Raw genomic sequence first — 22,501 nt, 5'->3', positions numbered from 1 at the left:
AAGGAAGCTCGTCATTATGGCGAGCTTTTTCTTCATTCTGAGGAGGCGTGAAAATGTCAGATCACTATTATACAAGTAAGCCTCAAACTGAAAGTAAACCTCGTCACTGGACGTTCAAGTTACTTGGGCATACGTTTTCCTTTAAAACGGATGCAGGTGTATTTAGTAAAAGCGAAGTAGATTTTGGATCCCGTGTATTAATAGATGCGTTTCAAATGCCGGATGTGGATGGTGCTATTTTCGATGTAGGTTGTGGGTATGGGCCGATTGGGTTGTCTATTGCCAAAGCAAATCCTGAGCGAACAGTATTCATGATGGATATTAATGAGCGGGCAGTTGCGCTTTCACAAAAAAATGCGCAAGTAAACGGTGTTCAAAATGTACGTATATTTGTAAGTGACGGACTATCGAATGTTGATGATGAGGCGAAAGCTGCAGCTATTTTAACCAATCCTCCAATTCGCGCAGGAAAGGAAACGGTTTTCCGCTTTTACGACGGTGCTTATGATAAGTTAGTGACTTCTGGAGAGCTCTGGGTAGTAATTCAGAAGAAGCAAGGTGCACCATCAACGGTTAGCTATTTAGAGGAAAAATTTTCTGTAGTGGATATTGTGGAAAAGAAAAAAGGCTACTGGATAGTGCGTGCAAAAAAATAAATGAAATATGTATAAAATATTGACTTGACAAAACGGCTATGATAATATGATACAATGCAAAAATATTATTTTGAGGTCGTGTGCCCTTTTGGTATATGAATGATTTAATATGGGTATACTTGCCAAGATAAGTTTAGTTAACCGAAAATGAGATCTTTTGAAGACTCGTTTTCTTTTTGTCTTTCGAAATCATACACTATTTGGATGATTTTGCAAAGACCTAATATCGCTTTATTGAGGGGTGAATGAGTTGACAGGTCAACTAGTTCAGTACGGACAACACCGCCAGCGTAGAAGCTTTGCGCGTATTAAAGAGGTGCTTGAGCTTCCAAATCTGATTGAGATTCAAACGGCGTCTTACGAGTGGTTCCTTGAAGAAGGTTTACGTGAAATGTTCCGTGACATTTCGCCGATCGAGGACTTTACAGGTAATCTTTCATTAGAATTCATCGATTATTCATTAGGTGATCCTAAGTATGATGTCGATGAGTGTAAAGAGCGAGATGTTACTTACGCAGCTCCATTACGTGTGAAAGTACGTCTTTACAACAAAGAAACTGACGAAGTGAAAGAACAAGATGTATTTATGGGTGACTTCCCATTAATGACAGAAACAGGTACGTTCATTATCAATGGTGCTGAACGTGTTATTGTTTCGCAATTAGTTCGATCACCGAGTGTGTATTTCCATGATAAAACTGATAAAAACGGTAAAAAAGGCTTCGGTGCAACAGTCATTCCAAACCGTGGTGCTTGGTTAGAATATGAAACTGACGCGAAAGATGTAGTATATGTGCGTATTGATCGTACTCGTAAGCTACCAGTAACAGTGTTACTTCGCGCACTAGGCTTCGGTTCAGATCAAGAAATTATCGATATTATCGGTGATAACGAGTATTTACGTAATACGCTAGAAAAAGATAACTCTGAAAGTACAGAAAAAGCACTTTTAGAAATCTATGAGCGTTTACGTCCAGGTGAGCCACCAACAGTAGAAAGTGCGAAAAGTTTATTATACTCTCGTTTCTTCGATGCTAAACGCTATGATTTAGCGAATGTTGGTCGTTACAAAATGAATAAAAAGCTTCACATCAAAAATCGTTTATTCAACCAAACGATTGCTGAAACGCTTGTTGATCCAGAAACAGGCGAAATTTTAGTAGAGAAGGGCACTGTGCTTGATCGTCGTACTTTAGATAAGATTTTACCTTACCTAGAGGATTCTTCTAAAGGTATTGGCTACCGCACTTTATCACAAGTTGGCGGAGTACTTGAAGATGACGTAACAATCCAATCTATTAAAATTTATGCTCCGAAAGATGAAGCACAAAAAGAAATCAATGTAATTGGCAATGCCTACATTGACGAAGAAGTGAAGAACATTACACCTGCTGACGTCTTATCTTCAGTAAGTTATTTCTTCAACTTACTTTACCAAGTAGGGGCAACAGATGATATTGACCATTTAGGTAACCGTCGTCTACGCTCTGTTGGTGAATTATTACAAAATCAATTCCGTATCGGTTTATCTCGTATGGAACGTGTAGTGCGCGAGCGTATGTCTATCAATGATACAGCCGCTATCGTACCGCAACAATTAATCAATATCCGTCCAGTAATTGCGTCTATTAAAGAATTCTTTGGTAGCTCTCAATTATCTCAATTCATGGACCAAACAAACCCACTGGCAGAGTTAACGCACAAACGTCGTCTATCTGCATTAGGACCTGGTGGTTTAACACGTGAACGCGCTGGTTTCGAAGTGCGTGACGTTCACTATTCTCACTATGGTCGTATGTGTCCGATCGAGACACCTGAGGGTCCAAACATTGGTTTAATTAACTCATTATCTTCTTTCGCTAAAGTAAATAAATTTGGTTTCATTGAAACGCCATATCGTCGTATTGACCACGAAACTGGCCGAGTAACAGATCAAATTGATTACTTAACAGCTGACGAAGAAGATAACTACTATGTAGCGCAAGCGAACTCACTATTAAATCCTGATGGTACATTCGTAAACGATGAAGTTGTAGGTCGTTTCCGTGGGGATAATACTGTTTTCAACAAGTCTCAAATGGACTATATGGACGTATCGCCTAAACAAGTAGTTTCTGCAGCGACTGCATGTATTCCATTCTTAGAAAACGATGACTCTAACCGTGCGCTTATGGGTGCCAACATGCAACGTCAAGCGGTTCCTCTTTTAAATCCAGAAGCTCCGTTTGTCGGAACTGGTATGGAACACGTAGATGCACGTGACTCAGGTGCGGCTGTAGTAGCAAAATACGATGGTATTGTTGAGCATGTAGAAGCTCGTTCAATCCACGTACGTCGCATTGAAACAATCGACGGTAAAGAAGTTAAAGGCGATTTAACAAAATATAAATTACAAAAATTCATTCGTTCAAACCAAGGTACTTCATACAACCAACGTCCACTTGTAAAAGTTGGCGAACGTGTGAAACCTCGTGATATTTTAGCTGACGGTCCATCAATGGAAAAAGGTGAACTTGCATTAGGTCGTAACGTACTTGTTGCATTCATGACTTGGAACGGGTTCAACTATGAGGATGCTGTTATCATGAGTGAACGCCTTGTAAAAGACGATGTATATACTTCAGTTCATATTGAAGAATATGAATCAGAATCTCGTGATACAAAATTAGGACCTGAAGAAATTACACGTGACATTCCAAACGTTGGGGAAGATGCACTTCGTAACTTAGACGAACGTGGTATTATCCGTATCGGTGCGGAAGTACGCGATGGTGATATTCTTGTAGGTAAAGTAACGCCTAAAGGGGTTACAGAGTTAACGGCTGAAGAGCGCTTATTACACGCAATCTTTGGTGAAAAGGCACGTGAAGTTCGTGATACTTCATTACGCGTACCACATGGTGCGGGCGGTATCATCCTTGACGTGAAAGTATTTAACCGTGAAGACGGCGACGAGTTACCACCAGGTGTTAACCAATTAGTTCGTGCTTACATTGTTCAAAAACGTAAAATCCGCGTTGGGGACAAAATGGCCGGACGTCATGGTAACAAAGGGGTTATCTCTCGTATCTTACCGGAAGAGGATATGCCATTTATGCCAGATGGTACTCCTGTCGATATCATGTTAAACCCACTAGGCGTACCTTCTCGTATGAATATCGGACAAGTTTTAGAACTACATTTAGGTATGGCTTCTCGTTACTTAGGTGTTCATATGGCAACGCCAGTATTTGATGGTGCCAACGAAGAAGATGTATGGGAAACAATGGAAGAAGCAGGGATGAACCGTGACGGTAAAACAATCCTGTATGATGGACGTTCAGGTGAACCATTCGATAACCGTGTATCTGTAGGGATTATGTACATGATCAAACTTGCACACATGGTTGATGATAAACTTCACGCACGTTCAACTGGTCCTTACTCACTTGTTACACAACAACCACTTGGTGGTAAAGCGCAGTTCGGTGGACAACGCTTTGGTGAGATGGAGGTATGGGCACTTGAAGCATATGGTGCTGCATACACACTTCAAGAAATTTTAACTGTTAAATCTGATGACGTTGTTGGTCGTGTGAAAACATACGAAGCTATCGTTAAAGGTGAAAGCGTTCCAGAACCAGGCGTTCCAGAATCATTTAAAGTATTGATTAAAGAACTTCAGTCTCTTGGTATGGACGTTAAAATGTTAACAATCAATGATGAAGAAGTAGAGCTTCGCGATCTAGACGAAGAAGAAGATCTTCAACCTGCTGACGCACTTAACATTGCGCCACAACCAGAAACAGAAGAAGAGCCAGTAGAGTCTTTTGAATAATGGATAAGTTCACATTCGTGTGAATATGGTCAAACTTATTTTTCAAATTAGTCGGGCAGGATTTAACGCCCTGCCCGACTTTCTTTACGAATGAAAACAATCTATTTTTAATCTTTTGTCAAAAGGTATTTTGGCAAACGATTGTCGAGCTGCGTAAAAGAGTCTTTATAAAGACCTATAACTAGAGGGAGGTAGGCTCCTTGATAGACGTTAATGAATTTGAATATATGAAAATTGGTTTAGCTTCCCCTGACAAGATTCGTTCTTGGTCATATGGTGAAGTAAAAAAACCAGAAACAATTAACTATCGTACATTAAAACCAGAAAAAGATGGTTTATTCTGTGAACGTATTTTCGGTCCTACGAAAGACTGGGAATGTCACTGTGGTAAATACAAACGCGTTCGTTATAAAGGCGTAGTTTGTGACCGTTGTGGTGTTGAAGTAACACGTGCAAAAGTTCGACGTGAACGTATGGGTCATATCGAATTAGCAGCCCCAGTTTCTCATATTTGGTACTTCAAAGGTATACCAAGCCGTATGGGTCTTATCTTAGATATGTCTCCACGTGCTTTAGAAGAAGTAATTTACTTCGCATCTTACGTTGTCATCGAACCAGGTGCTACAAACTTAGAAAGTAAACAATTACTTTCTGAAAAAGAGTATCGTGCATACCGCGAAAAATTCGGTAACACATTCGAAGCTGCTATGGGTGCAGAAGCCATTAAAAAGCTTCTTGGTAAAATCGATCTTGAAGATGAAACACATTCTTTAAAAGAAGAGTTAAAATCTGCACAAGGTCAACGCCGTACACGTGCGATTAAACGTCTTGAAGTGGTAGAGTCATTCCGTAACTCAGGTAACTCTCCAGAGTGGATGATTTTAGATGTACTACCTGTTATTCCACCGGAGCTTCGTCCAATGGTTCAACTAGATGGTGGTCGTTTTGCAACTTCTGACTTAAACGATTTATATCGTCGTGTCATTAACCGTAATAACCGTTTAAAACGTTTATTAGATCTTGGTGCACCAAGCATCATCGTTCAAAACGAAAAACGTATGTTACAAGAAGCAGTTGATGCATTAATCGATAACGGTCGTCGTGGTCGTCCTGTAACTGGACCAGGTAACCGTCCGTTAAAATCACTTTCTCATATGTTGAAAGGGAAACAAGGTCGTTTCCGTCAAAACTTACTTGGTAAACGTGTAGACTATTCTGGTCGTTCCGTTATCGTAGTAGGTCCAAACTTAAAAATGTACCAATGTGGTCTACCGAAGGAAATGGCGATTGAGCTATTTAAACCTTTCGTTATGAAAGAATTAGTAGAACGTGGTCTTGCACATAATATTAAATCTGCTAAACGTAAAATCGAACGTTTAAACAACGACGTATGGGACGTTTTAGAAGATGTTATCCGTGAGCATCCGGTCCTATTAAACCGTGCTCCGACGCTTCACCGTCTTGGTATCCAAGCATTTGAACCAACACTAGTTGAAGGTCGTGCAATTCGTCTTCACCCGTTAGTATGTACAGCTTACAACGCTGACTTCGATGGTGACCAAATGGCGGTTCACGTACCATTATCAGCAGAGGCACAAGCTGAAGCTCGCCTTCTAATGCTTGCTGCACAAAACATCCTAAACCCGAAAGATGGTAAACCAGTTGTTACACCATCTCAAGACATGGTATTAGGGAACTATTATTTAACACTTGAGCGTGAAAATGCTCGTGGTGAAGGTTCGATTTTCTATGGACCAAACGAAGTGCTAATCGCATATGATACTGGCCATGTTCACTTGCATACTCGTATCGCGATCAAAGCAAGTTCACTGCACAATCCAACGTTTACAGAAGAACAAAATAATATGTTCTTACTAACAACGGTTGGTAAAGTAATCTTTAACGAAATCTTGCCTGAATCATTCCCGTTCATTAACGAACCGACTGATTTCAACTTAGAGCAAGTAACACCAGATAAATACTTCGTAAACTTAACAATTGACGAAGAAACTCTAGCAGAGCTTGAAGCAGATGCTGCTTACAACGAATTAGATGAAAAAGGTAAAGTTGACGCACAACGTTCAGCGGTACTTCGCAAATACTTTGCATCTGTACCTGTTGTAAACCCATTCCGCAAGAAATTCTTAGGAAATATCATTGCAGAAGTGTTCAAACGTTTCCACATTACTGAAACATCTAAAATGCTTGACCGTATGAAAAACTTAGGTTTCAAATATTCAACTCGCGCTGGTATCACTGTTGGTGTATCTGATATCGTGGTATTACCAGATAAAGGTGACATCTTAGCAATAGCACAAGAGAAAGTAGATAAAGTTCAAGCGCAATTCCGTCGTGGTTTCATCACAGAAGAAGAGCGTTATGACCGTGTTATCTCTAGCTGGAGTGCGGCGAAAGATGAAATTCAATCAAAACTGATGAAGTCGCTTGAGAAAACAAACCCAATCTTCATGATGTCTGACTCAGGTGCCCGTGGTAACGCATCTAACTTTACACAGTTAGCAGGTATGCGTGGTCTGATGGCCAACCCGGCTGGTCGTATTATCGAACTTCCAATCAAGTCTTCATTCCGTGAAGGTTTAACAGTATTGGAATACTTCATCTCAACACATGGTGCGCGTAAAGGTCTTGCTGATACAGCCCTAAAAACTGCCGATTCAGGTTACTTAACACGTCGTCTTGTAGACGTTGCACAAGATGTCATTGTGCGTGAAGATGACTGTGGAACAGACCGTGGCTTAACAATCGGAGCGTTAATGGAAGGTACAGAACTAATCGAAGCGTTAGACGAACGTATTGTTGGTCGTCATACGAAGAAAACGATTTTCCATCCAGAAACAGGCGATGTTATTTTAGAAAAAGACGGCTTAATCGACCAAGATATCGCTCGTATTATTACGGAAGCTGGTATCGAAGAAGTAACAATCCGTTCTGCATTTACATGTAATACAAAACATGGTGTATGTAAAAAATGTTACGGCATGAACTTAGCAACTGGTGAAAAAGTAGAAGTTGGGGAAGCAGTTGGTATTATTGCGGCTCAATCAATCGGTGAACCAGGTACTCAGTTAACAATGCGTACATTCCATACAGGTGGGGTAGCCGGAGACGATATTACACAAGGTCTTCCACGTATCCAAGAGATTTTCGAAGCACGTAATCCAAAAGGTCAATCTGTTATTTCTGAGATTGCTGGTACGGTGTCAGATATCACTGAAATCCGTGAAGGTCTAAAAGAAATTACCGTTCAAGGTGATGTAGAAACTCGTAAATACCAAGCACCTTATAATGCACGTCTAAAAGTCATCGAAGGTGACGCAATCGAACGTGGTCAAGTATTAACAGAGGGTTCTATCGATCCAAAACAATTATTAAAAGTAAAAGACGTTTCAACAGTTCAAGAATATTTACTAAAAGAAGTACAAAAAGTTTACCGTATGCAAGGGGTAGAAATTGGAGATAAACACATCGAAGTAATGGTACGCCAAATGCTTCGTAAAGTGCGCGTAATCGAAGCTGGTGATACAGAATTATTACCAGGCTCATTATTAGATATTCACCAATTCTCAGAGGCAAATGCAGATGCTGTGCTAAACGGCAAAAACCCTGCAACATGTCGCCCTGTAATTCTAGGTATTACAAAAGCTTCATTAGAAACAGAATCATTCTTATCTGCTGCATCATTCCAAGAAACAACTCGTGTGTTAACGGATGCTGCAATTAAAGGTAAACGTGATGAACTTCTAGGATTAAAAGAGAACGTAATTATCGGTAAACTTGTTCCTGCAGGTACTGGTATGCAACGTTACCGTCAAATCCGCATTGAAAAAGATGAGCTTGACGCAGAAGATCTAGTTTCTGCTGAATAACTTAAATGAAAGCTCCGAAGAGATGACAAAAGCGCATCTCTTCGGACTTTTTAAAGATATTAGTTGACAGTAGAAATTGATAATGATAATATATTGAAGGTTGATAGTTAACTGTCTGTACTTCGGAGGATATGAAAATGTCTTATGATAAAGTAAGGGCTAGTCAAACAATCATTGGTACAAAGCAAGCAGTAAAAGCAATGCAAGCTGGTTTAGTGAAAGAGCTTTTTGTGGCACTTGATGCAGACAATTGGGTAACCGATTCGGCCATATCTTTCGCGAGAGAAATCGGTATACCAGTTATTCTTGTCGAGTCCAAAAAGGAACTAGGCAAAGCCTGTGGAATCCATGTTGGAGCTGCGGTAGTTGCTATTGCTGTAGATTAGTTTTTGTGTATAAAACACAAAGACTTTGTTTTTACCCAAAAAATGAACCACCTGGATGTGTGGTATTAATAGTGAATGAATGAAGGGAGGAAAAACCGATGCCTACAATTAACCAATTAGTACGTAAGCCTCGTCAATCTAAAATCACGAAATCAAAATCACCAGCGTTAAACAAAGGATATAACTCATTTAAAAAATCTTTAACTGATGTTAAGTCTCCTCAAAAACGTGGTGTTTGTACTCGTGTAGGTACAATGACACCTCGTAAACCAAACTCAGCGTTACGTAAATACGCTCGTGTGCGTTTAACTAACCAAATTGAGGTTACAGCTTATATCCCAGGTGAAGGCCACAACTTACAAGAGCACAGTGTTGTTCTTATCCGTGGCGGACGCGTAAAAGACTTAGCGGGTGTTCGTTACCATATCGTACGTGGTGCTCTTGATACAGCTGGTGTAAACGGTCGTTTACAATCACGTTCTAAATACGGAACAAAACGCCCTAAAGAAAAAAAATAATTTAACACGCTAAGTGTTAATAAATAACGAGCCTGATGTTGGTATCACCGATTTCCAATCATGCTAGCTGATGTGGAAATTTAGTGATAACGACATTTTAGGCGAAGTTTATAAAAAAAATCGATAATTATTCGAAAGGAGGAAAACACATGCCTCGTAAAGGTCCTGTTTCCAAACGTGACGTGTTACCAGATCCAATTTATAATTCAAAACTAGTAACTCGTTTAATCAATAAAATGATGGTTGATGGTAAAAGAGGTACTTCTCAAAAGATTTTATACGGTGCGTTCGAACTAGTTAAAGAACGTTCTGGTGAAAATCCAATTGAAGTATTCGAAGCTGCTCTAAACAACGTAATGCCAGTTCTTGAAGTACGCGCTCGCCGTGTTGGTGGTTCAAACTACCAAGTACCAGTTGAAGTACGTCCAGAACGTCGTACAACTTTAGGTCTTCGTTACCTAGTTAACTATTCTCGTCTTCGTGGTGAAAAAACTATGGAAGAGCGTTTAGCTAACGAAATTCTAGATGCTTCTAACAACACTGGTGCATCAGTTAAAAAACGTGAAGATATGCACAAAATGGCAGAAGCGAACAAAGCATTCGCTCACTACCGTTGGTAATCTAAACATAGCATAAGCCCAATATGGAAGGAGAAATACCTAATGAAACGCGAATTCTCTCTAGAGAATACTCGTAATATTGGGATCATGGCTCACATTGATGCTGGTAAAACAACAACAACTGAGCGTATCCTTTATTACACAGGTAAGATTCACAAAATCGGTGAAACTCATGAAGGCGCTTCTCAAATGGACTGGATGGAGCAAGAGCAAGAACGTGGTATTACAATCACTTCTGCTGCAACAACAGCTCAATGGGCAGGCCACCGTGTAAACATCATCGATACTCCTGGACACGTAGACTTCACTGTAGAAGTAGAACGTTCTTTACGCGTACTTGATGGTGCTGTAACAGTACTAGATGCTCAATCTGGTGTTGAGCCTCAAACAGAAACTGTATGGCGTCAAGCTACAACTTACGGTGTTCCACGTATCGTATTCATTAACAAAATGGATAAAACAGGTGCAGACTTCTTGTATTCAGTAGGTACTCTACACGAACGTTTACAAGCAAACGCTCACCCAATCCAATTACCTATCGGAGCTGAAGATCAGTTCTCTGCTATCATTGACTTAGTTGAAATGAAAGCAACTTTCTACGGCGATGAAAAAGGTACTGCAGTAACTGAAGGTGAAATTCCTGAAGAGCACCGCGAAATCGCTGAAGAATACCGTGAAAAATTAATCGACGCTGTTGCAAGTGTTGATGAAGAAATCATGGAAAAATATTTAGAAGGCGAAGAAATCACTGTTGCTGAGCTTAAAGCGGCTATCCGTCGTGCTACAATCGCAGTAGAATTCTACCCAGTAATCTGTGGTACAGCATTCAAACACAAAGGCGTACGCCCAATGTTAAATGCAGTTATCGATTACTTACCATCTCCAGTTGATGTACCAGCAATCAAAGGTACTTCAGTTGATGGTGACGAAGAGTTAGAACGTAAATCTTCTGATGACGAGCCATTCTCAGCTCTTGCATTCAAAGTTATGACTGACCCATTCGTAGGTAAATTAACTTTCTTCCGTGTGTACTCTGGAACATTAGATGCAGGTTCATACGTACAAAACTCTTCTAAAGGTAAACGTGAACGTGTAGGTCGTATCCTACAAATGCACGCTAACTCTCGTGAAGAGATTTCTAAAGTGTTCGCTGGGGACATCGCAGCAGCAGTAGGTCTTAAAGATACTACTACTGGTGATACTCTATGTGACGAGAAAAACCTAGTTATTCTTGAATCAATGGAATTCCCTGAACCAGTAATTTCTCTTTCTGTAGAACCAAAATCAAAAGCTGACCAAGACAAAATGGGTCAAGCTTTACAAAAACTTCAAGAAGAGGATCCAACTTTCCGTGCTCACACTGACACAGAAACTGGACAAACAATCATCTCAGGTATGGGTGAGCTTCACCTTGATATCTTAGTTGACCGTATGCGCCGTGAATTTAAAGTAGAAGCTAACGTAGGTGCTCCAATGGTATCTTACCGTGAAACATTCCGTAGCTCTGCAAAAGTTCAAGGTAAATTCACTCGCCAATCTGGTGGTCGTGGACAATATGGTGACGTAACGATTGAGTTCTCTCCAAATGAAGAAGGTAAAGGCTTCGAATTCGAAAACGCTATCGTTGGTGGTGTAGTTCCTCGTGAATACATCCCTGCAGTTGAAGCAGGTCTTCGTGACTCTCTTGACCGCGGTGTAGTAGCTGGTTACCCACTAATCGACATTAAAGCGAAATTAGTATTCGGTTCTTACCATGACGTTGACTCGAATGAGATGGCGTTTAAAATCGCAGCTTCTATGGCTCTTAAAGAAGCAGCTAAACAATGTGATGCTGTAATTTTAGAACCAATGATGAAAGTAGAAGTTGTAATTCCAGAAGAGTACCTTGGTGATATCATGGGTAACATCACTTCTCGTCGCGGACGCGTTGAGGGTATGGATGCTCGCGGTAACTCTCAAGTTGTTCGTGCAATGGTTCCACTTTCGGAAATGTTTGGTTACGCAACAACTCTTCGTTCAGCAACTCAAGGTCGCGGTGTATTCTCAATGACATTTGATCATTATGAAGAAGTACCAAAATCAATTGCTGCTGACATCATCAAAAAAAATAAAGGTGAATAATTGAATTTTCATCTTGCATAAAGTATAACTAATTTGTAAGCTATGATTGCAGGATAGAGGATGGGCCCGTTCTCTATCAGCATTCATTCTATAAATTTTTAAATAAAACATACAATTTCGAGGAGGCAATCTCTAATGGCTAAAGAAAAATTTGACCGTTCAAAAACGCATGCTAACATTGGTACAATCGGACACGTTGACCATGGTAAAACAACTTTAACTGCTGCAATCGCTACAGTTCTTTCTAAAAAAATGGGTGGTACAGCTAAATCATACGCTGATATCGATAACGCACCAGAAGAAAAAGAACGTGGTATCACAATCAATACTTCTCACGTAGAATACGAAACAGAATCTCGTCACTATGCACACGTTGACTGCCCAGGACACGCTGACTATGTTAAAAACATGATCACTGGTGCTGCACAAATGGACGGCGGTATCTTAGTAGTATCTGCTGCTGACGGCCCAATGCCACAAACTCGTGAACACATCCTTTTATCTCGTCAAGTAGGTGTTCCATACTTAGTAGTATTCATGAACAAATGTGATATGGTAGACGACGAAGAATTATTAGAATTAGTAGAAATGGAAATCCGTGACCTACTTTCTGAATATGACTTCCCAGGCGACGATATCCCAGTAATCAAAGGTTCTGCTCTTAAAGCTCTTGAAGGTGAACCAGAATGGGAAGAAAAAATCGTTGAATTAATGGACGCTGTAGATTCTTACATCCCAACTCCAGAACGTCAAACTGACAAACCATTCATGATGCCAGTAGAGGACGTATTCTCTATCACTGGTCGTGGTACAGTTGCAACTGGCCGTGTTGAACGTGGTCAAGTTAAAGTTGGTGACGTAGTTGAAATCGTAGGTATCGCTGAAGAAGCTAAATCTACAACTGTAACTGGCGTTGAAATGTTCCGTAAATTATTAGACTACGCTGAAGCTGGTGACAACATCGGTGCTTTACTTCGTGGTGTAGCTCGTGAAGAAATCCAACGTGGTCAAGTATTAGCTAAACCAGGCTCAATCACTCCACACACAAACTTCAAAGCTGAAGTTTACGTTTTATCAAAAGAAGAGGGTGGCCGTCATACTCCATTCTTCTCTAACTACCGTCCTCAGTTCTACTTCCGTACAACTGACGTAACAGGTATCTGTAACTTACCAGAAGGCGTTGAAATGGTAATGCCTGGCGATAACATCGAAATGACAGTAGAACTTATCGCTCCAATCGCTCTTGAAGAAGGTACTAAATTCTCTATCCGTGAGGGTGGCCGTACTGTAGGCGCTGGCGTAGTTGCTTCTATCCAAAAATAATATTTAGCTTAGGCTAATTTTAAAACCAATCTGTAGGGACGCTTACAGATTGGTTTTTTATGTTAAAATATATAAGTGAAAGGAGCGTCAGCGTATGGAAATGAAGGTTTTATTGATAGAAGATGATCCATCAATTTTTGCAATGATCGAAGAACGCTTTTTGCAATGGTCATTACGTGTTGTAGGTCCAACTGATTTTCAAAAGGTGATGGATGATTTTATCGAAGAGAAGCCACAGCTAGTTTTAATAGATATTCAACTACCGGCATATGATGGCTTTCATTGGTGCCGTGAAATACGACATATTTCAAAGGTGCCGATCCTCTTTCTATCTTCACGAGATCATCCAATGGATATGGTAATGGCGATGCAGATGGGTGCCGATGATTTTATACAAAAACCCTTCCATATGGAGGTGTTACTTGCAAAAGTTCAAGCTATTTTACGCCGTACTTATGACTATGTTGAAGAAACAATGGATGTCACGCGTTTCAATGGTGCTGTTTTGGATTATGCGCGTAGTGAGATTATGTATAATGGGCAGCTTGTTTCGTTAACTAAAAATGAACTGTTTATTTTACGAGTTTTATTGGAAAAGGCTAATCATATCGTTTCTAGAGAGGACTTAATGAGAAAACTATGGGACGATGAGCGCTTTGTGAATGATAATACATTATCAGTCAATGTTAATCGATTACGTGCTAAGCTAGAGGATATCGGCTTACAGGAAGTTATTGTGACAAAAAAGGGGCTCGGCTATATAGCAGTGACGCAGGTGACGTGAGTGAAAATGCTATTTTTATTTATAAGAGAACGGCTAGCGTGGATTGGCTTTTTTGTTTTTCTTCTTGTCGTGCTTAACATATTATTTTCTTTAGACGTTGGTTTAGTTGGCATCTCCATTTGGTATGTCAATATGATTATGATTGTGGCGTTTTTCATTTTTTTATTATGGCGGTATACAAAGGAAATTGGTCAACTGAAAGATTTCCTGGGAAATGTAGATAGCAGGCTGGATGATGCTCATGCTAGAAGTTTAGCTCTATCACCTTTTCAGGAGGCATACTACCTAAAAATTGAAGACGTCTTCTATGATAAGGACGCAGAGCTGAATCATGCGAAGGTGCAGCTACAGGAGTATTCAGATGAGCTGTTAGCATGGGTACATGAAGTGAAGGCTCCTTTAACAACTATAAATTTAATGTTAGATCGTATCGAAGACTCAACTTTGCGTAGGAAGCTAGAGACCGAATGGTTAAGGTTGCATCTGCTTGTCGATCAGCAATTACACCAAACACGTCTTGCAACGATTGAAAAGGATAATTTTTTAAGTGAGATAGAACTGCGCGATGTTGTTTACAAAGAAATCCGTGCGATGCAAGCATGGTGCTTAGAAAAGGATATCGGCTTTGATGTTGGTGAATTAACAGAAGTGGTTTTAACTGATAGTAAATGGATAGCGTTCATTGTAAGGCAAATTCTATCAAATGCTATTAAATATAGCCCTATTAATACCGAAATCTTTATTTTTACAGAGGTTGATTCATCTGGTGCAACGTTGTTACATATTAAGGATAATGGCATTGGAATAAGAACAGATGATATGCCACGGATTTTCCAGAAATCGTATACAGGAACGGCAGGCAGAGAATCTGCACAGTCAACGGGGATGGGCTTGTATTTAGCACATAACATTGCTCAAAAAATTGGCGTTCGTATTAGTGTACAATCAGTAGTAGGGGAAGGATCAATCTTTACGCTACGATTCCCATTACAAAATGAATATGCCAAACTAACAGGTAGATGACGAAATTGTCACCTACCTTTTTATATTGTCATGTAAAACGCACGAATTGAACGTGTAGACAGGGTACACTTGTAGTATAGAAAGGGGCGTTAACCTGTGGCAGTTTTAATTGGACGTAAAGTAAAAAAAGTATATGGTAAAAAATCGACGGTACAAGAGGTGTTGAAGGGTATAGATTTAGAAGTGAATGAAGGAGAGTTTGTTGGCATTATGGGTCCGTCAGGCTCAGGGAAGACGACATTATTAAATGTGTTGTGTTCGATTGATTTTGCAACGGAAGGTGTCATTGAAATAAATGGACAAAGCTTACGAGGGATGAAAGAAAAAGCTTTAGCTAATTTCCGTCGCGAACAGCTTGGGTTCATATTCCAAGATTATAATTTATTGGACACTTTGACAGTGAAGGAAAACATCTTGCTGCCGCTAGCGATTAGCAAGTTACCGAAAGCTGTAGCAGAAAGTCGTGTCAAAGAGCTTACTTATTTACTTGGTATTGGAGATATATTAAATAAATACCCAAATGAAATATCTGGCGGTCAAAAGCAACGTACATCGGCTGCGCGTGCATTAATTACAAATCCATCAATGGTCTTTGCGGATGAACCTACAGGTGCACTGGATTCGAAATCAGCAACAGCTCTGTTGAAGAATTTGCAAAGTATCAATGAAACCAAGAAAGCGACAATTATGATGGTAACGCATGATGCAGTGGCAGCGAGTTTCTGTACACGTGTTTTGTTTTTAAAAGATGGGCTGATTTACAGTGAACTATACAAAGGTGATAAAACAAGACAGGCATTTTTCCAAGAAATCATGCATACGCAAAGTGTGCTAGGCGGTGACGGTTATGAGTCTTAGTAAGCTTGTATTCCGAAGTATGAAGAAAAATATGAAACATTATTATTTATACTTCTTTGCACTTATTTTTAGTGTGACACTCTATTTTTCTTTTGTGACATTACAGCATAATGGTGAAGTTTTTGATTCCGTTCAAAAGAGTGGCACAGCATCAGCAGGATTTAAGGCTGCAACTTATATTTTGTACTTTATTATTTTATTTTTTGTGTTATATGCAAACCACTTATTTATGAAGCGTCGTAGCAAGGAAATTGGCTTGTATCAGCTAATAGGAATGACAAAGGGATTAATTGTACGCTTATTGGCTTTAGAAAGCATTCTATTATTTGTAGGAGCTGTCGCTGTAGGGATAATTGTTGGTTTCTTTAGCTCTCGCCTAATCGCCATGATTTTATTGCGTATCATTGAAAAAGAGACGCTTGTGAAAATGACCTTTAGTACTCAAGCATTGCAACAATCTATCGTTGTTTTCGCTCTCTTATTAGTAATTGTCTTGTTCCAAATGACGTGGATGATTCACCGTGTATCACTATTATCCTTATTTAGCGCGGCTAAACAAGCAGATGAGCGTGTAAAACGATTCAGCCCATTACAAATGGTTATTGGCTTTTTAGGGCTTGTGCTTATTGTATATGGCTACTATGCATCAACGAAATTATTTGATATTAATAATGCAGGCAATCTATTTAATAATATGATTATTATTTTGGCTACAACAATTGGGGGAACATTCCTAGTTTTCCGTTTCTCTGTAGCATTTATAATGAATACTGTTCGTTTAAAGAAAAATGGACATTTGACTGTCCATGATGTATTAGCGTTAACACCAATTATGCATCGCATGAAAAGTAATGCTAAATCATTGACACTAATTACAGTTTTAACGGGTGTATCACTTGGGATTACCACTTTATCATATATTTCGTATTATTCTTCAGAAGCTGATGCCTATAGTCAAATCCCTGGCGATTACATTTTGCATGAAGATCAAGGACAGGATTTTTTAAAGAAACTAGAGGAAAATAATATCGCTTATGATAAGGTTGAATATCGTTTACAAGGGGTTACAGCTACCATCGCTCAGTTAATGGCTAAAGAACAAAAAGATAGTCCATTTTATAACATGGAAGGCACGATTTATACCATTCCACTTTCTGATTATCAACGTAGAAACCCAAATACAACAATTGCGGGTAATGATGTTATTTTAACGAACTATGGTGGCTATATGGCGGAGATGTTCCCATTAGAAAAGGATCGTAATCTAGTCGTATCAGCAGGTAAACTTAAAGAAACACTGCATGTCAAAGCTATTCATGATGAAAGTATTATTGGTGGAACAGTAACGTCTGGTGGCGGAGGTCCAATTTTTGTAGTGTCTGATGCATTGTTTGAAAAATTGTCAACGCAAGCAAAACTATTCCCTTGGCATAAACAAACTTCGATTACATTACAGTCAAAGAAAGACCTTGCACTAGCTGAAAAATTGTATGAAGAATCAGGCGCAGATGCCATTACTATTTTTGATAATGATGGCAATACGCAAAACTTTAAAATCAAGTCATTTGAAGCTGAACGTAAAGGAAATATTGAATCACTTGGGTTAATAATTTTTACGACAGCATTTTTAGGCTTAGCATTTTTAATGACGACTGGTAGCATTCTGTACTTTAAACAAATGTCTGAAGCAGAAGAAGAACGAGGAGCTTATACAATTTTAAGAAAGATCGGCTTCTCAGAACGAGATATCATGAAGGGAATCTTTATGAAACAGGCGTTCAATTTTGGTGTTCCTTTACTGATTGGTCTACTTCATAGTTATTTTGCAGTGAAATCAGGATGGTTTTTATTTGGTTCAGAATTAACAACACCGTTATGGATTGCTATGAGCTGTTACGTCGCTTTATATGCAATTTTTGCAGTCCTTTCGGTTGGTTATTATAAAAAAGTAATAAGAGAATCATTATAACTATTAAATAGGAAGAAACTCCGAAAAACAGTATGATCTAATACAGGTCATACTGTTTTTTGAATTTTACATTTAATGAAATATTTCATAACAGCTTGACTTTCGTTTGTCAGAATATTAAAGTTTAACATATTAATAATCTAGTGTACGAAAGTGAAGTGTCTTTATGAATGCGGTAATTGTGGCAGTAGCTGTCATGTTAATATTAAGTTTGCTTCGAATCAATGTTGTCCTTTCACTTGTTTTAGGAGCCTTTGCAGGGGGCTTAATAAGTGGTATGGGTATTCAAGCAACTGTCGAGTCGTTTACAGAGGGGTTAGGGGCAGGTGCTACTATTGCACTTAGTTATGGTCTACTTGGTGGATTTGCTATAGCTATCTCGAAGACAGGTATACCTGACTTATTCATTGCAGGTATGTTAAACGTGTTAAATAAAAATGGTTCAAGTAATAGGAAGGGCTTAGTAAAAGTATTAATTTTTCTTCTTATTTTTATCATGGCCATTTTTTCTCAAAATTTAATTCCAATTCATATTGCTTTTATCCCTTTACTAATACCACCGATTTTAAAGGTTTTAAATATGCTTGAAGTGGATCGTAGAATAATAGCAACATTGATTGCGGTTGGCTTAATTGGCACCTATAGTTTTGTACCAGCAGGCTTCGGGGCCATCTTCCAAGAAATTGTGTCAACGCAAGTTACAAATGCCGGAATGGTTGCACAAGCAAGTGATGTGCCTGTAGCAATGGCTATTCCTATCCTAGGTATGTTAGTAGGACTAGGGATTGCCTTCTATGTATATCGCAAACCACGTATATACAAAAATACAGATGTAGAAACAGCGACTTTAACTGTGAATGTCAGTAAATCAGTTATTATTTCTACGGCACTAGCATTAATTGTTTCCCTTATCGCGCAAATCGCAACAGATTCCATGATTGTCGGAGCCTTTGCAGGGATCATGATTATGTATTTTACGGGTGCTCTTAAATGGAGAGAGGCCGATGAAATTCTATCAGAAGGTATGAAAATGATGGCGTTCATTGGCTTCGTCATGATTGCTGCCAATGGATTCGCCTCAGTAATCAATGCTACGGGTGATGTAGATAGCTTAATTACAAGCTCTCTGACGTACCTTGAAGGCAATAGAAGTTTGGCGGTATTTATAATGCTGGTGATTGGATTAGTTGTAACAATGGGCATTGGTTCTTCTTTTGCGACAGTACCGATTATTGCGACTTTATTTGTTCCGTTAGCACAAGAATTAGGAATGAGCCCTTTAGCGATATTGTGCTTAATCGGAACTGCGGGCGCATTAGGTGACGCAGGTTCACCAGCATCAGATTCAACATTAGGACCAACTGCTGGCTTGAATGTTGATGGACAACATAATCATATTTGGGATACATGTGTACCAACGTTTATCTTTATTAATATTCCACTAGTCCTATTTGGTTGGATAGCCTGTGTATTCTTTCTATAATATTGAGAAGCAGTTTCTAATTTTAGAGACTGCTTTTTTTATTTGTATTTTTTTGAAAACCCCTTGCTATGCGAGGGGTTCTAAAGAGCTTCTAGCTATGGACAAGAAAAAAACCCCAGCCGTACAATGAAATCAGGTCTGGTCAACCGACTCCGTACGAAAGGGGATCTAAATGGATAATAAAAGTTTAGCACACACGACATGGAATTGTAAGTATCACATCGTCTTTGCGCCAAAATATAGAAGACAGATTATTTATGGACAAATCAAGGTAGATGTTGGTCGAATTCTTCGGCAGTTATGTGAAAGAAAAGAAGTAGAAATAATTGAAGCAACAGCCTGTCCTGATCATATTCACATGTTAGTGAGTATCCCACCAAAATTAAGTGTTTCATCATTTGTGGGTTATTTGAAAGGGAAAAGTAGTTTAATGATATTTGATCGACATGCGAACCTGAAATACAAATATGGGAACAGGAAGTTTTGGTGCCGAGGATATTATGTAGACACCGTGGGAAGAAATAGAAAAATTATTCAGGAATATATAAAAAATCAATTACAAGAAGATATTCTTGAGGATCAAATGAGCATGAAAGAATTCATTGACCCATTCACAGGAGAAGAAATAAAAAATAAGAAGAGAAAATAAATAAAACCACTTTAGTGGTAGCGTGAAAACGGAGTGCGGTTGGTGGACCTTTCAGTGTGTCTTTAGACATGGGCCAGTACCCCAGCGTTTCCCGCGTAGAGCAAACCACCAGTTAGACTGGTGGTTCTGATTAATTGTTCGAAATGTTCGAAAACGTAGATAGCACAGGTTATGTGTTGCAAAATACACGAAAATTATATATACTAGTAAACGGCTTAAATAAGCGAGAAATATTAGTAGTAAAGAATATCTACAACATTTAAAAGAATTTAGCGAAAAGACTTGCTTATTCTTTTTTTATTGTATATAATGTTGAATGTTGGTCTTTGACTGCGATGAAACGAGAGGTTGCCGACACACCCGGCCGCTTTGCCATGGCGGTGCGTTGGAGAATTTTCGTGGAGAATGTCTAGAAAATAGGCGAGAAGGAGGGAAAATAATGGCAAAACAAAAGATTCGTATTCGTTTAAAAGCGTATGATCACCGTATTTTAGATCAGTCTGCTGAGAAAATTGTGGAGACTGCAAAACGTTCAGGTGCAAGTGTATCAGGTCCGATTCCACTTCCAACTGAGAAGTCTGTGTACACAATTCTACGTGCTGTTCACAAGTACAAAGATTCTCGTGAACAATTCGAGATGCGTACGCATAAACGTCTGATCGATATCGTTAACCCAACACCACAAACTGTTGATGCGTTAATGAAACTTGATTTACCATCTGGCGTTGATATCGAAATCAAACTTTAATGGTAAAAACAATATAACAACTTTTTAAAACTTACAGGAGGTGTGACAAATGGCTAAAGGAATCTTAGGTAGAAAAATTGGTATGACACAAGTTTTCGCTGAAAACGGCGATTTAATCCCGGTAACAGTTATCGAAGCTACTCCAAACGTAGTTCTTCAAAAGAAAACTGTTGAAACAGACGGCTACGAAGCAATTCAAGTTGGTTTCGAAGATAAGCGCGTTAAGCTTTCTAACAAACCAGCGCAAGGTCACGTAGCAAAAGCGAATACTGCTCCTAAGCGCTTCATTCGTGAATTCCGCAACGTGAACGTTGAAGAATACGAAGTTGGTCAAGAAGTCAAAGTAGAAATTTTCGCAGAAGGCGATGTAATTGATGTAACAGGTGTTACTAAAGGTAAAGGTTTCCAAGGTGTTATCAAACGCCACGGACAATCTCGTGGTCCTATGGCCCACGGTTCTCGTTACCACCGTCGTCCTGGTTCAATGGGTCCAGTTGCTCCGAACCGCGTATTTAAACAAAAGAAATTACCTGGTCAAATGGGTGGCACAGTAGTTACAATCCAAAACTTAGAAATCGTAAAAGTTGATGCAGAACGTAACTTACTACTTGTTAAAGGTAATGTTCCTGGTTCTAAAAAAGCTCTAGTTACAGTTAAAACTGCAATTAAAGCTAACTAATCACTTCAAGAAAGGAGGAAACAGGAATGACAAAAGTATCTGTACTTAGTCAAACAGGTGCTTCAGTTGGTGAAATCGAGTTAAACGAAGCGATCTTCGGAATCGAGCCAAATGAAGCAGTATTATTCGACGCTGTAGTTGCACAACGCGCTTCTCTTCGTCAAGGTAATCATAAGGTGAAAAACCGTTCTGAAGTTGCTGGTGGTGGTCGTAAACCATGGCGTCAAAAAGGAACTGGTCGTGCTCGTCAAGGTTCTATCCGTTCTCCACAATGGCGCGGCGGTGGTATCGTATTCGGTCCAACTCCACGTAGCTATTCTTATAAATTACCTAAAAAAGTTCGTCGTTTAGCTCTTAAATCTGCTTTATCAGCTAAAGTAGTAGAACAAAACTTCGTAGTTCTTGATGCTCTTACACTAGCAGCACCAAAAACAAAAGAATTCACTAAAATTCTTAAAGATCTTTCTTTAGAGAAAAAATCTTTATTCGTAACTGCTGACCTAGATGAAAACGTAGCATTATCTGCTCGTAACATCCCTGGTGTAACAGTGTTAACTGCAAACGGAATCAACGTTCTTGATCTTTTAGGTCACGAAAAAGTTGTATTCACTAAAGCTGCAGTAGAAAAAGTTGAGGAGGTGCTTGGATAATGGAAGCACGTGATATTTTAAAACGTCCGGTCATTACTGAGCGTTCTTCAGAACTTATGGCAGAGAAAAAGTATACTTTCGAAGTAGACACTCGCGCTAACAAAACTCAAGTAAAAGACGCTGTAGAAGAAATCTTTGGCGTAAACGTTGAGAAAGTAAACGTTCTTAACTACAAAGGTAAATTCAAACGCGTTGGCCGTTACGGTGGTTACACAAACAAACGTCGTAAAGCGATTGTTAAACTAACTGCGGACAGCAAAGACATCGAATTATTCGAAATGTAATCCTTTAAGGATTTATGATTTGAACAATCAAGAAGGAGGGAAACAC

The 22,501-nt window shown here is 39.3% G+C and carries 18 protein-coding genes; all 18 read left to right on the top strand.

Annotated elements, in window-relative coordinates:
- Positions 1-53: 53 nt before the first annotated feature.
- The 18 genes from I5435_RS22350 (at position 54) to rplW (ending at position 22,455) form a co-directional block, all read left to right on the top strand.
- The gene (locus I5435_RS22350; RefSeq protein ID WP_337983002.1) at positions 54-656 is read left to right on the top strand and encodes a class I SAM-dependent methyltransferase; all 603 of its coding nucleotides are present in this window, start codon (positions 54-56) and stop codon (positions 654-656) included.
- Positions 657-897: 241 nt separating this feature from the next.
- Positions 898-4,473, top strand: coding sequence for a DNA-directed RNA polymerase subunit beta (rpoB, locus tag I5435_RS22345; protein WP_172583030.1), 3,576 nt, complete (start codon positions 898-900; stop codon positions 4,471-4,473).
- A 200-nt stretch (positions 4,474-4,673) separates the two neighbouring features.
- The gene (gene rpoC, locus I5435_RS22340; RefSeq protein WP_305068877.1) at positions 4,674-8,360 is read left to right on the top strand and encodes a DNA-directed RNA polymerase subunit beta'; all 3,687 of its coding nucleotides are present in this window, start codon (positions 4,674-4,676) and stop codon (positions 8,358-8,360) included.
- A gap of 137 nt (positions 8,361-8,497) precedes the next feature.
- On the top strand, positions 8,498-8,746 hold the full coding sequence (locus tag I5435_RS22335) for a ribosomal L7Ae/L30e/S12e/Gadd45 family protein (protein WP_024364379.1): 249 nt from the start codon (positions 8,498-8,500) through the stop codon (positions 8,744-8,746).
- A 98-nt stretch (positions 8,747-8,844) separates the two neighbouring features.
- Positions 8,845-9,264 carry a 30S ribosomal protein S12 gene (gene rpsL, locus I5435_RS22330; protein ID WP_010860613.1) on the top strand — a complete coding sequence of 140 codons (420 nt, stop codon included), beginning with the start codon at positions 8,845-8,847 and terminating at the stop codon, positions 9,262-9,264.
- 149 nt (positions 9,265-9,413) lie between these two features.
- Positions 9,414-9,884, top strand: a complete 471-nt coding sequence (rpsG, locus tag I5435_RS22325) for a 30S ribosomal protein S7 (RefSeq protein WP_024364378.1) — start codon at positions 9,414-9,416, stop codon at positions 9,882-9,884.
- A 42-nt stretch (positions 9,885-9,926) separates the two neighbouring features.
- Positions 9,927-12,005, top strand: a complete 2,079-nt coding sequence (gene fusA / locus I5435_RS22320; RefSeq protein ID WP_024364377.1) for an elongation factor G — start codon at positions 9,927-9,929, stop codon at positions 12,003-12,005.
- Between the two features lie 135 nt (positions 12,006-12,140).
- Positions 12,141-13,328, top strand: coding sequence for an elongation factor Tu (tuf, locus tag I5435_RS22315; protein WP_024364376.1), 1,188 nt, complete (start codon positions 12,141-12,143; stop codon positions 13,326-13,328).
- 100 nt (positions 13,329-13,428) lie between these two features.
- Complete coding sequence (locus tag I5435_RS22310) at positions 13,429-14,112, top strand: response regulator transcription factor (protein ID WP_025220844.1); 684 nt, start codon at positions 13,429-13,431, stop codon at positions 14,110-14,112.
- Positions 14,113-14,118: 6 nt separating this feature from the next.
- Positions 14,119-15,135 (top strand): sensor histidine kinase, encoded by a 1,017-nt coding sequence (locus I5435_RS22305; protein ID WP_258842850.1) that lies wholly within the window; start codon positions 14,119-14,121, stop codon positions 15,133-15,135.
- Between the two features lie 96 nt (positions 15,136-15,231).
- Positions 15,232-15,993 carry an ABC transporter ATP-binding protein gene (locus tag I5435_RS22300; RefSeq protein WP_337983001.1) on the top strand — a complete coding sequence of 254 codons (762 nt, stop codon included), beginning with the start codon at positions 15,232-15,234 and terminating at the stop codon, positions 15,991-15,993.
- On the top strand, positions 15,983-17,962 hold the full coding sequence (locus I5435_RS22295; protein ID WP_337983000.1) for an FtsX-like permease family protein: 1,980 nt from the start codon (positions 15,983-15,985) through the stop codon (positions 17,960-17,962). Before I5435_RS22300 ends, I5435_RS22295 begins: the two co-directional genes overlap by 11 nt.
- 166 nt (positions 17,963-18,128) lie before the next feature.
- On the top strand, positions 18,129-19,445 hold the full coding sequence (locus tag I5435_RS22290) for a Na+/H+ antiporter family protein (protein ID WP_337982999.1): 1,317 nt from the start codon (positions 18,129-18,131) through the stop codon (positions 19,443-19,445).
- A 172-nt stretch (positions 19,446-19,617) separates the two neighbouring features.
- On the top strand, positions 19,618-20,094 hold the full coding sequence (gene tnpA, locus I5435_RS22285) for an IS200/IS605 family transposase (protein WP_337982998.1): 477 nt from the start codon (positions 19,618-19,620) through the stop codon (positions 20,092-20,094).
- A 439-nt stretch (positions 20,095-20,533) separates the two neighbouring features.
- Complete coding sequence (rpsJ, locus tag I5435_RS22280) at positions 20,534-20,842, top strand: 30S ribosomal protein S10 (protein WP_004233624.1); 309 nt, start codon at positions 20,534-20,536, stop codon at positions 20,840-20,842.
- Between the two features lie 49 nt (positions 20,843-20,891).
- Positions 20,892-21,521, top strand: coding sequence for a 50S ribosomal protein L3 (gene rplC, locus I5435_RS22275; protein WP_024364370.1), 630 nt, complete (start codon positions 20,892-20,894; stop codon positions 21,519-21,521).
- Between the two features lie 26 nt (positions 21,522-21,547).
- Complete coding sequence (gene rplD, locus I5435_RS22270) at positions 21,548-22,171, top strand: 50S ribosomal protein L4 (protein WP_337982997.1); 624 nt, start codon at positions 21,548-21,550, stop codon at positions 22,169-22,171.
- The gene (gene rplW, locus I5435_RS22265; protein ID WP_036205532.1) at positions 22,171-22,455 is read left to right on the top strand and encodes a 50S ribosomal protein L23; all 285 of its coding nucleotides are present in this window, start codon (positions 22,171-22,173) and stop codon (positions 22,453-22,455) included. Before rplD ends, rplW begins: the two co-directional genes overlap by 1 nt.
- Positions 22,456-22,501: the final 46 nt, after the last annotated feature.

The sequence above is a fragment of the Lysinibacillus sp. C5.1 genome, assembly GCF_016350185.1.
Classification (GTDB): Bacteria; Bacillota; Bacilli; order Bacillales_A; family Planococcaceae; genus Lysinibacillus; species Lysinibacillus sphaericus.
This window is presented reverse-complemented; position numbering and strand designations above follow the sequence as displayed.